At 68.7% G+C, this 11,254-nt stretch carries 10 protein-coding genes; 3 read left to right on the top strand and 7 right to left on the bottom strand.

The features are described from left to right. Positions 1-233 precede the first annotated feature (233 nt). From JNW98_RS26160 to JNW98_RS26150, 3 genes are all read right to left on the bottom strand, one after another. Complete coding sequence (locus JNW98_RS26160; RefSeq protein WP_223770759.1) at positions 234-1,610, bottom strand: site-specific integrase; 1,377 nt, start codon at positions 1,608-1,610, stop codon at positions 234-236. 204 nt (positions 1,611-1,814) lie between these two features. After that, positions 1,815-2,141: a helix-turn-helix domain-containing protein gene (locus JNW98_RS26155; RefSeq protein WP_223770758.1), complete on the bottom strand. Its 327-nt coding sequence runs from the start codon at positions 2,139-2,141 to the stop codon at positions 1,815-1,817. Continuing rightward, on the bottom strand, positions 2,138-3,214 hold the full coding sequence (locus JNW98_RS26150; RefSeq protein WP_223770757.1) for a tyrosine-type recombinase/integrase: 1,077 nt from the start codon (positions 3,212-3,214) through the stop codon (positions 2,138-2,140). The genes JNW98_RS26155 and JNW98_RS26150 overlap by 4 nt, the downstream gene beginning before the upstream one ends. Before the next feature lie 375 nt (positions 3,215-3,589). Here JNW98_RS26150 and JNW98_RS26145 point away from each other — a divergent pair, with 375 nt between their 5' ends. Next, positions 3,590-3,925, top strand: a complete 336-nt coding sequence (locus tag JNW98_RS26145; protein WP_223770756.1) for a hypothetical protein — start codon at positions 3,590-3,592, stop codon at positions 3,923-3,925. Between the two features lie 1,298 nt (positions 3,926-5,223). On the opposite strand, the gene JNW98_RS26140 is transcribed toward JNW98_RS26145, so the two are convergent. After that, positions 5,224-5,811, bottom strand: a complete 588-nt coding sequence (locus JNW98_RS26140) for a TetR/AcrR family transcriptional regulator (RefSeq protein ID WP_223770755.1) — start codon at positions 5,809-5,811, stop codon at positions 5,224-5,226. A 74-nt stretch (positions 5,812-5,885) separates the two neighbouring features. Between JNW98_RS26140 and JNW98_RS26135 the strand changes: the two genes are divergently transcribed. Further along, positions 5,886-7,121, top strand: a complete 1,236-nt coding sequence (locus JNW98_RS26135) for an MFS transporter (RefSeq protein ID WP_223770754.1) — start codon at positions 5,886-5,888, stop codon at positions 7,119-7,121. Positions 7,122-7,302: 181 nt separating this feature from the next. Here JNW98_RS26135 and JNW98_RS26130 read toward each other — a convergent pair whose 3' ends face one another. Further along, on the bottom strand, positions 7,303-8,214 hold the full coding sequence (locus JNW98_RS26130; protein ID WP_223770753.1) for an MFS transporter: 912 nt from the start codon (positions 8,212-8,214) through the stop codon (positions 7,303-7,305). A 268-nt stretch (positions 8,215-8,482) separates the two neighbouring features. Between JNW98_RS26130 and JNW98_RS26125 the strand changes: the two genes are divergently transcribed. Next, complete coding sequence (locus JNW98_RS26125) at positions 8,483-8,914, top strand: phage tail protein (RefSeq protein ID WP_223770752.1); 432 nt, start codon at positions 8,483-8,485, stop codon at positions 8,912-8,914. A 92-nt stretch (positions 8,915-9,006) separates the two neighbouring features. Here JNW98_RS26125 and JNW98_RS26120 read toward each other — a convergent pair whose 3' ends face one another. Together JNW98_RS26120 and JNW98_RS26115 are read right to left on the bottom strand one after the other, a co-directional pair. Then, complete coding sequence (locus JNW98_RS26120) at positions 9,007-9,525, bottom strand: DUF6262 family protein (protein WP_223770751.1); 519 nt, start codon at positions 9,523-9,525, stop codon at positions 9,007-9,009. A gap of 5 nt (positions 9,526-9,530) precedes the next feature. Further along, positions 9,531-11,254, bottom strand: a 1,724-nt coding sequence (locus tag JNW98_RS26115) for a site-specific integrase (RefSeq protein WP_223770750.1), incomplete at its 5' end; no start/stop codon positions are given.

Genomic DNA, 11,254 nt, shown 5'->3' with positions numbered 1-11,254 from the left:
CGACTCAATACAGGCCCTAGTCCGCCTCGGCGCGCGTGCAGGCGGCGAGGATCCGAAGGCTGGGGGTGTCGAGTCCGGCGACGAGCGCATCGCAGGCGGCATCGACGACCTCGCTCGCACTGACCTCCCCCACACTCCAGAGGGCGGCATGGTCCTGTAGAGCGATTGCTGCTGCTTCGGTCGACGTCACTCGCTCATGATTCCCTTCACGGTGCGTCCCGGTCGAGCGGGTTTCACCGAAGCTGCTGTTCAGCGGCCTGGTCCAGCAGAGCGCGGGCGGAGTTCGCGTAGCGGATCGCGGTCTTCTCGTCCAGGCCGAAGACCTCGGCGAGGTGAAGCGGGTCGGGCCCGTGAACGAGGGCCTCTTCGAGCTGCCGGTCGACGCGGAGCTGTTCCAGGGTGGCGGCCTGGCCGCGAAAGGGCTCAGAGAGAGTGACCCCGCTGACCGGGCCGGTGCCCAGAGCAGTGATCTTGTTGATCAGCAGATGCGGATTGGCGGTGTCGGGCCAGCGGCGGCGCCGGAACTCCAGCCACTCCAGGGCGACGTGCAGCGTGAGGTCGTCGAGTCGTCGGATGCGGCCGTCGATCGTGAGCTTGCGGTTGCCGATGTCGAGGTCGTCGAGCTGGAGGCGGCGGATCGCTCCGGACCGTGCGGCATGCACTGCGGCGAGTGCGAGGACGAGGCGGTCCGCCGGCTTGGTGACTGCGGCGACCGAGGTGTTGATGTGCTCGGGCTCCAGGGGCTGGAGGATGCCGTACTCGCGCTGGCCGACACGGATGCGGCTGGTCGGGTTCTTGAAGATGGTGCCGTTCTTCTTCGCCTGGCGGAACAGCGACCGCAACACAATGAGGGTGTGCTGCCGTTGGCCACCGTGGAGGGCATCGAGCTGGGCGAGGACGTCGTCGTGGGTCACCTCGCGCAGGTGGTCGTAGCCGCTTGACCAGTCCATCAGCACGGGCCGGATGCGGTTGAGGTAGTTCCAGACAGTGTTCTCGTCGCGGGGCTGGGACCGGGGCCCACCGTCGTGCAGGAGCCGAGCCCAGTGTTCGACGTCGCGGCGGATGCCGGGGGCGATGCCGGCGAGCTTGCGCTCCAGCCACTGCTCAAACGAGGGCGCCCGGTCGTCGAGAAAGACGCCGATGTGGTCGAGGACCTCGATGGTCAGCTCCATGTTCAGCCGACGCGGCTGCAGGGCCGGGTGGAGCTCGGAATAGCGCACGACGTCGCCGCCGACATGCTGGGACATCAGGATGATCAGAGCTCGGTCGACGGCGAGCCGGATCCTGCGGGGCCAGCCCCGGGCCTCACCGAGGCGGTGGGCGGTATGCCGTGCCCAGGCCAGCCAGCGGTTGTCCGGGTCCGCGTGCTCGTCGGGATCGGTCCGGGTGAAGTCGCGGCAGACCTCGAACAAGGCAGGTTGGAGCCAGCCGCCGGGCGGCGACGTCGGACGGGGATCGGGTTTGCGGGGGCGGCCTCGCCGCTCGTACTTCGGCAGCCGCGGCCGCGCGACGCGTTCCCACAACGGAGCCATGTGCGCGAAGAAGAGCTGGTGATGCCGCAGCGTCGGCAGCAGCGACTCCGCCCCCGCGCCGGTTGTCGCTGCCTGCATACGGGCCTGGCACCAGCACAGACGGCTGTACCCCTTCCGCAGTGGGCCGCTTCGCCGGCAGCCCGTGCATGGGCTGTGCGGACCTGGACGGGCGAAGGAGTTGCAGCCCCCGCACCACCGCATGAACAGCAGACCCCAGGCCAGGCAGTTCGAGCAACTGTCAGGCTCCAGCACCAGCGTGTCGTCCTCACTCGTCCTGGCCGGTCAAACCGGCGGCAGTGACCGGCCGTCCCGCCGACGCGGGACCACCGCCGGAGCGGGACCGGACGAGGCGGCGGCCTGCTGGCCGGTCTCCTCGCCGGGGCGGCGGACCTTGTCCGGCTCGGGGATCAGCAGGTGCCCGATCTCACACCCGAGGACGACGCAGATGACGTCCAGGTCTTCCAGCTTGAGGGAGACCGGCTGGCCGGACCACAGCCCGGACATCTTCCCCGCCGAGATCACCAGCCCGTGCTCGGCCAGACTCCGTTGGAGCTCGGACGCCTTCCAGATACCCTTGTTCGCGGCGGTCAGCCGCAGGTTCCACCTCATCGGATCAGCCCTTCCAGCCGCTTCGCGGCCCGCTCGGTCCCGGCGACCCACGCGTCCTCGACCCGGGTCTGCTGGACGTGGACGTATCGCATCGTCGTGGCGATCCAGGAATGTCCCAAAACCTCCTGAATTGCGAGCAAGTCCAGCTCATTTCCATAGAGCTGGGACGCGCAGAAGTGCCGCAGGACATGAGGCGTCAACTTGTCCGTCCAGCTCGGCAGATGAGCCTCGACCGCGGTGTCGAGGCCGTTGCGCAGGGCATCGTCGCCAACCCGGCGGGCGGAACCGTCGGTGTTCTTCCGCTCGCTCGGGAACAGCGGGGCGCCGGGCCGGGTGTGGTCTTCGTCGAACTGGCCCCACACGTCCTCGATGAACCACCGCAGCGTGCGGTCGGCGCCGTTGATCAGCGGAACCATCCGCTCACGCGGCCCGGAGCCGCGGGCGCCCTTGCCATGGCGGACGTGGAGCTTGCCGAAGCGGCCCAGGTTCCACTTGATGTCGCCCAGGTCGAGCTTGCATGCCTCGCTGACCCGCAGGCCGACCTGCGACATCAGCTTCGCAGCGGTGTAGTTCCTGGCGGTAGGGGCGAACTTGCGGCAGGTCGCCAGCCCACCGCCCCAGCCGGTGAACAGCGTCCCGACCTCCGGCTCGGTCGGCGGGATCCGCAGTGCCGCGTCCTTGGCGCCGCGGGGCCGGTTCATCTCGTCGATCGGGCACTCGACGACCCGTCCGGTCATCCGGTGGAGCTCGACCTTGTGCCGCAGCTCCAGGAACAGGAAGTACGTGGTCAGCGCCTGTGACCGGGCGAGGCGGGTTCCGCTGGGTGAGTGCCTCAGCACCTTCCCGAAGTACGCGTCGGCGTCGGCCGGCTCCATGTCCCACAGCGGTCGGCCGAACCAGGTCCGGATCTGTTCCAGGTGCCCGACGTCCCCGCGGATGGTGCCGTCCGCCAGGCCCGCCGAGGCCCGCGCGAGGACAAAACCAGATAGCACGTCGGTCTCGAACTGCTCCAGCTCCTCCGCCGACGCGGGCGTCCAATGCTCGCGCAGGTCCCGTACGACCGCCAGCGCCAACCCGAGCCCCCTCACCTTCAGCCCGACTACGGATCGGTCGGGCGAGGTGAGAACGCTTCAAGAATCCCGAAGTTACGTCAGTCGACGACAAGCCACTCCGACGAGGGAGAACGACCTGGCCACGGGGTCAGCGGCTCAGCAGGGCTCAGGGGAACTCACGGGATGTCGCACAATCGTGCTTGACACCTTGCTCCATCTTCCCCGGCAGCGAGCCGAAGACGGCTCGTGGACGCCGTCCCAGGACCGAGGCCAGGAGCAGAGCCGAGAACGCATCCGGGCAGCTCTATGCAAGCTCCGGAGCGGCTGCCGGGGCTCTGTCACTGCTGGCGGAGAGCTTTGAGGACCAGGGGGGGGGCGGGACATCGCGCCGCGGGCGTGTTCGGCGAGCTCGTTGGCGCTGACGCCGGTGTCCTGCTGCTCGGCACGCAGAGCCGCCTCCAGCCGGGCACGGGCCTTCTCCACCTGTTCCAGGGCGTCGAGGACATCCTGCTTGGCGGCGGCAATCGCGGGCGGCGCGATGGTCAACGCGTTGCTCCCGTCGCGGTGCCGGCCGCAGACGCGAAGCCGGTAGGTGCCTGGGCCGGGGATCGCGAGGAGCAGCCCTTCGTCCACGGGGTGAACCGGTCCGATTGGCGTGACAGTCGGGGCGCAGATCCCTCCGCCGGGGTAAGTTGGAGTGTGACACTGGAACCGGGCCATCGGTTACGGTGAAACCCCCGGCGCGACGGAGGGCCATTCCGCACACCGGGGGTCTGAGGAGCTACCGGTCCTCTGCCCCACGCTGATGGTGGGACAGCGGACCGTCCTCGCAGCTCAGGGCCTGTTCCAGACCCTCACGCGCGAGGCAGCCGACCACGGCGGTGAACACCGCCCAGCCGGCGCGCTTCGCCACGCGCCCGGCACCTTCCCGGGACAACCGCTTCGGACGCTCCCTCGAATGACGCCCCATAGGCGCGCCCCCTCCTCTCGATGCGCCATGGCCGGTGGCGCTCCGGAGGACACCCGTACCGGGCGCCCTCGGCGAGCGTCCGGACATGCGGCCCTCGGAGAGGGGGCGCACCACAGTGCGCCGGTGGCGAGCATAGCCCGGCAGCCATCAACGCCGAGGGAACTCGCCCCCGTTGCCCGCGATCTCCCGCCCTACGTTCGGGCCGGGGTCGATCCGGACGGGCGCAGGAGCGCGCCGGGGGTGCCGGCGACCGCGGGCGCGGAGCGGGGGCCGTTCGGGTACCTCCGCGTAACCGGACGGCAGACGTGATGGTTATCCGGGCGAAGCCCGGTCTCCTCGGGTGCTTTCCTCAACGTGTGGGGCGGGCGTTTGATCAGCCGTCGTCGTCGCCTCGCACGTCGGGAAGGTCAGGACCGGCAGGACCTCGGTGGTCAGCGCAGCTCGGCGGCCTGCCGTCGGCGGGCCCGGTACGCCGGCCGGCCGTAGGCCGCGTACCGCCGGTGGCCGTAACCCGCACGAAACGCTGACCGCACACAGGGCACCGCACCAGCAGGTCATCGTTAGGCAAGTGGCTCGGATGCCCTGTCGTCCCTCACCCGCAGCAGGCCAGGGCCTCCCCGATGGCTCCCGAGCAGCGAGAGCGAAGGGGAACCCCTGCCGCTCAAGATCAATCTCACCGATAACCGCTGTACCGCTGGTCTCCAAGGCCGTGTCTGGCCGTTCTCTGCCACGGCATCCGGGGCAGCAGGTCGACCGCCTGCCGAAGGAGTGTGAACGCGTCATCCATGCGTTGGATTGTCGTCTGGTCCCAAGCGCCTTGTCGGAGCAGCACAAGACGACGTTGTCCCAGCGCGCCCCGGACCCGCTTCCTTCCTCACCGCCGGAGCTGGGCCATCCAGGGAATCACTGCTCTCAGCACGGCGCGGTGACGCCTCCACCGGGGCATGCCGCTGGTGGGCCACGCTCAGGGCGGGCCCAGACTTTCGGTCACCGAGGAGACACCGCGTGTCGCGGCGGAGAGTGAGGCGAGTGGTGTCGCCCGCCGCTTCGCGCCAGGCGCTCAGCGGGTGGCGGAACATACGCAGTCGTCGATCCATGTGCACAGCTCGTCCAGGGCGGCTTCCGTGCGTTGTGTGTCACCGGTGATCAGGTAGTCGCTCTGGAGGCTGGAGAACGCGCTGTTGAGGAGCGTGGCCGTGGTGAGGGCTTGAGCCGGGGGCAGTCCGCGTGTGGTCAGGCAGGAGGCGACGAACTCCGCCCGGCCGCGGACGAAGCCGGGGCCGGGCAGGTGGAGTCTGCCGGCGGCGGCCAGACCTTCGATTTCCCGGATGAGGCGGGTCATCGCGAGTTCCTCGGGGCCGAGGTTCCGTTGCCAAGCCGCTCGGACGATGCTGCTGACGGCAACGGAGGGGTCGTCCCACCCCGGCGTGGCGTGCAGGGCTTCGTGCTGCCGTTCGTCGAGCCGTTCGAGGACGGCGGCGAGAAGGGCGTCCTTGTCGGCGAAGTGGTGGGTGAGCACGCGCGTGCTCTGCCCGAGCCCTTCGGCCAGCGTGCGCAGGGAGAAGGCGCCGATGCCGGTGAGGGCGAGCTGGGCGATGACCGCGTCGGTCACCTCACGCCGGCGGTGCGGGTTGGCGGGCCTGGGCATGCGGATGCCACCTCCTGATTTCAGGTCCCGACTCTTGCACACACGGTTAGGGTAACGACTGTTACCTTTACGGTATGAGCTCTTCCTCTCCACGCCCGGCATGGCTGTTCGCCTTAACGCTCGCCGCCTTCGCGGTGCAGACGGACGACTACATCATCATCGGCGTCCTGCCCGAGATCTCCGCCGATGTGCACCTCTCCGAGACCGTCACCGGTCAACTGGTCACGGTCTACTCCCTGATCTACGCCCTGTTCGCGCCCGCGTGGGCGCTCATGCCGTTCCGCGTCTCCCGCCGGCACGCGCTGTGCTGGGCGCTTGGCGTCTTCGCCCTCGCCAACTTCGCCGTGCTGCTGGTGCACAGCTACGCGGTCTTGATGGTCTTGCGGGTGATCGCGGCGCTGTCCGCCGCCGTGGTGCTGCCCACCGCCCTCGCAGCAGCCAGCGCCGAGGCCCCGCCGAAGCGCCAGGGGAGGTACCTGGCCACCGTCATGACCGGACTGACAGGCGCGGTCTTGCTGGGGGTGCCCGCGGGCACTTGGGTCGGCGCCGTCTTCGACTGGCGGGCGACCTTCGTCTTCGGTGGACTGCTGGGGGCCGGCGCCCTCCTTCTCCTGCTGAAGACACTGCCCTCCACCGCGGGTCAGGCGGACGAGGAGCGCAAGTCGTTCGCCGCCTTGGTCCGGCCGCTGTGGAACGGCACGATCAGCGCGATCCTTGTCGTCACCGTCCTGACCGTGGCCGGCAACCTCGCCTTCCAGACCTACATCGCGCCTTTCCTCTCCGGGGTGGCCGGGGTGACTCCCCGCGTACTCGCCGTCTTGCTGGTGTGCTCGGGTATCGGCGGCATCCTTGGGACGCAGGCCGCGGGCAGGTTGGTCGACCGTTTCGGCCCGATGCGGGCCTTCATGACCGCAGCCACGGTCTTCGGCATCGCGATGCTCGTTCTGGCCGCGCTCTGGCCGGCCAGGCCTGTTCCCACCGTATTGGTCGCCGTGCTCCTGGCCTGCTGGTCGGCGGCGGCCTGGGCGGTGCCGCCCAGCATCCAGTCGCTGATGCTCGCGCGCGCGGGAACCGAGGCCGCGGCCCAGGCGATGGCCGTGAACAGCAGCTCCGTCTACGTCGGGGCGGCGCTCGGCGGAGCCATGGGCGGAGCCATCATCGCCATCAACCCCGCTCTCATCCCCGTAACCGCGGCCACACTGGTCACCGTCGCGCTCGCCGTCATGGCCCTCACCACCCGCGCCCGCACCACGAGGGAGAAAACACGGACGGAGACGAACGCCGAACGGACCGGGCATACCAGGCCCTGACGAACCAGACACTCGGACCGCGAAAGACGCGCGCCACGCGATGGCCGGTCGCGGTCCCTGCGGGGCCGGTGTCGCGGCCGCAACTCAGCCGGCTCCTCCCGTCGCGGTAACCCCTGACACGCTCGACGGCATGGGCCCCGGGATGCCCGTCAAGCGCAGGAGTGTCGCAACGCCTGAAGCGTTACCGGAGCCCTTGGTCGTCCCGGGTTCCTTCTGCTCGCTCGTTCGCTGATGTCAGCCGGCCGAGTTTGGCTCCCGTCGTCTCTTGTCCTATCGGTTGCTGAGCGCTGTCCTGACCGAGCCGATCGGGATAGGCCTCAGGCAGCCGTGACAGTGACACCAGGCTGATCACCGCGGTGGCCGCTACCAGCGCCGAGACCGCCCAGATGGATCCGGTCAGCGCCGTCAGTCCCTCGGCGGCCACCGGGGCCAAGGCCCCTCCGATCATGACGGCCGTGTTGAAGACCAACGCCATCGCGGTGAAGCGGAACCTGTTCTCGAAGACTCCTGCCAGGTAGGCGCTCAGCGGCCCGGCGTAGAGGGCGTAGACGAGCATGAACAGCGAGAAACCGAGCGCGATCAGCCAAAGAGACCCAGTTCTCAGCGGCCCGATCTGCGGAACGGCCCAGATCCCGCAGAGAGCCGCGCCGAGCAGGCACAGCCGCCTGCGCCCTATTCGGTCGGAGTACACGGCGGCAGCGAACCCGACGGCCGCCTGGACGCCGAGGGATACGAGCGTGGCACACAGCATGGGCCGCTTGGGGATGCCGAGGACGGCTGTGTCGTAGTGCAGTGAGAATGTCTGCGTCACGAAGTAGAGGACGTTTCCGACCACCAGGGCCCCGACGGCCAGCGTCAGGGCCCTGGGACGGCGTCGGACGGCCTCCAGGACCGGCAGGCGTAATGCCTGCTGCGTCGGGAGGCCGCGAGGAAGACCGGCGTCTCGGAGACGGAACGCCGCACCCTCAGGCCGATGACCACCAAAACGGGCGCTGAAAAGGAACGGGAGCCGCCACCCCCAAGCCTGGAACTGCCTTTCGGGCATGCCGGCCATGAGCAGGAGGAAGGAGGCGCCGGCGAGCAACGTTCCCAACGAGGCACCGGCTCCTGGGAATGCGGAGTACAAGCCGCGGCTTCTCTGGGGTTATGACCTGTCGGAGGCGTCCCAGGTGCTTGTTGGTGCAGCTCAACGGCCGTGTGGCTGAGGCTATCCATCACAGCAGGTGTGGTGCCATCCCTCGATCCGGTGGTCTTGAGACTCGCTATCTCTGAGTTTCGGCCACTTTTGGCGATCGCCGTTGTTCGCAGAGTGAGTCCGCTAGGTTCGGCGGGCACAACTCGACGAGCGAATCGGTGGGGAAATGGCTGCGGAAAACGTGCAGGCTGGGCAGGACATCTCCTTGGTGATTGGGTCCACCGAAGTGGAGTCCGTCCAGAGGATCGGCGAAGTCGCCGTGGGTGACGACGTCGCCAAGATCGGCGAGAGCACCACGGTCGAGGAGGCTTTCGGCAGTGTGACGCCGGATGTCGTCCAGACCGGCCAGGTCACGCTGGTGGTGGCCGAAGGACAAGGGCTGGAGCTCGTCAGGCAGCTCGGCCAAGCGCCGGCGGTGGACGGCCAGACCGGCGAACCTGTCTCCCTCGCCATCAAGGACGCTGACGGCCTCGTCAGGCGAGTTCAACTCTCCAATGCCTGGGCGAGTAGGTGGGAAGGCCCGCAGCTGGGGGCCGCCGACTCCTCAGCAGCGACTGAACAGGTCACTATCACCTATGAGGACATCACGGTGGAGTGACCTGCTGGGCAGGTGCCCAGATTGATGCGTTGGGTCCCCGGTGGCGGAGCCGCCAAGGGACCCAACGCTGTGACCTGTCGCTCGGCCGTCGGTCAGCGTGCCTCTTGGGGTGAGTGGTTCAGGGCCCGGGTCAGTTCCCGGTTCGCTGCCCGTGCCGCATCCAGTTCCTCCGTCCGCTCGTCGAGCTCGCCCCGCTTGTCGACAAGGTCTTGTTCCAGCAGAGTGATGCGCCGCTGGAGTTGGTCGATGTCGACGGGTGCCCCGAGACCGGACTCGGACCAGACGCTCTCGCCCAGCTGGGACGACAGACGTTTCTCCAACTGCCGGACCCGGGTTGTGAGGCGTTTGTTGCGGTCCAGAGCGTTCGCGAGGTCGGTCTGGAGCGAAACTCTGCTGACTGCTGCGACTCTTCCGTCCTCGACCGGGGTGCTGGCGGCGGCATGGACGCGTTCGAGGAGGTCGCGGTGGCGATAGAGGAAGGTCCGGTCAACTCGGGCGGCTCGGGCGAGGCCGGAGACGGTGATGTCTCCACCGGTCTTTAGAGCTGTGTCGAGGGCTTTGAGGACGCGTTCGCGGCGGCGGGCCGAGTCGGCTTTCCGACCGTCGATCATGCTGTTCATGCTGGCCTTTCGGGTCGGAGGTCGGGCAGGGGCTGACGGACACTGGGCATGCCGAGGGGGACGACCCGTCGGGTGCGCCGAACGATCGTGACGGCTTCCTGGATCTGCGTGCGGTCTTCCTCGCTGAGGTCGTCGAGGTCACCGCGGACCCGTTGGATCAGCCGTCTGACCCTGGTGATCTCCTCGTCCGAGGGGAGGGCCTCGGCCTTCGCCCAGGCATCGGCGTTGACGAAGGCGGCGAGCCGCTCCCGGCTGCGCAGGAGGTCAGCGAGGTAGGACTCCAGGTCCGGGAGGTAGGAGACGTCGGTCCGGAAGTGGCTGCAGCCGACGCAGCGGAACCGGACGGGACAGTCCTGGCCTCCGGCGGCGACGTTCGACGGCTCGGTGCAGATCCCGTAGGGGACGGAGATCTGGCCGATCGCCCGCCGTGCGTGCTCGGAGTCGAGCAGGGCCTGGGCCGCGCGCCAGACCCGGTTGCCGTGCCGGTCGAACTGCATCGCAACGACCCGGTCGACGGCTTCCCGGCGGCGTTCTTCCCCGACGCGGTAGTAACGCTGTGTAGTGTCTAGCTGTCGGTGATCCATCAAAACCTTGAGGACATCGGGCTGGACACCCGCGTCGGCATGACGCTGTGCGTAGGTGTGCCGGTAGGCGTCGGGGAAGATCTTCGATTTGTCGAAGGGCAGCATCCGGGTGACGCGCCGGCCGTCGACCTCCACCACCGTGGGGACGAGGATCTCCGGAAGCGAGTCGACCCATGCCCGGTGGCGTGAGGCCACCCAGTTGCTGGTGGTCGCCTTGGTGCCCGCGGGGTTGGCGACGATGGACGGCAGCAGCTTGAGGTCCTTGACCGGGGTGTCCGGGAACCGGGCCCGGGTGCGTTCCTGTTGCTGGACGATTACACCGGCTGTCGCCTCGGCGATCGGCAGCCGGCGCCCGTTCCGCAGGGCCTTGCGGTTGTCATAGACCAGCACGGGCTTGCCGTCGGCGTCTCGTTCGAGGCAGTCCAGCGCGAGGTTGCAGACCTCGCTCGGCCGCCTGCCCGTGTCGATCAGCACCTCGACGGCGACCCGTCCTTCGGGGGCTCCGAGGTCGCCCAGCGCGTCCAGGTGAGCGCAGAGCTGGCGCATGACCTCGGGAGGCAGATCCCGGCCGGCTTCGGAGTCCTCGGGATCGTCGGGGACGTCCTCCTCGCGGATGGAGAACGTCTCGGGCAGGCCGTGGAGGGGGTGCCCGGACTGGGCGAGCCCGAGGGACCGCATCCGGCTCAGGAGCCGGCGGACACTGCGGATGATCGAGCATCTGGCCTTGGCGGTGATCTCTTCCCGGCTGTGCAGGAACATCAGACGGTGCAGGAAGGTGACCATGTCCTGGCGGCCAAGGAGGTGCGGTTCGTTCCCCTGGTCGGGGCGGTTGATCCGCAAGCTCTCGGAAAGGCGTGCGATGGCGTTGATCTGCTGCTGGACGACGCTGCGGGGATTGCCCCGGCGGCGCGGGACGTCGTCGACGGCCCAGTCCTGGGCGGCCCGCCGGAGCCACGGCTGAGTGATCTTGTCGAAGTAGAGGTGCCCCGTGAGACCAAACACGGCCCCGTTCCAGATGTCCTTGAAGCGCTCCGTCTCGGGGGAGGAGAGGATCCGGGCGGAGTGCCGGAGGAACCCCGTGGCCCACCGCCGGGTGTTGCGCGACATCTCCTGCTGGTCGAGATCCTCCAGAGAGG

The organism is Streptomyces huiliensis (genome assembly GCF_020037025.1).
In the GTDB taxonomy this organism is placed as follows: domain Bacteria; phylum Actinomycetota; class Actinomycetes; order Streptomycetales; family Streptomycetaceae; genus Streptomyces; species Streptomyces huiliensis.
The sequence above is the reverse complement of the archived record's forward strand: the minus strand, read 5'-3'. Positions and strand labels throughout refer to the sequence as shown.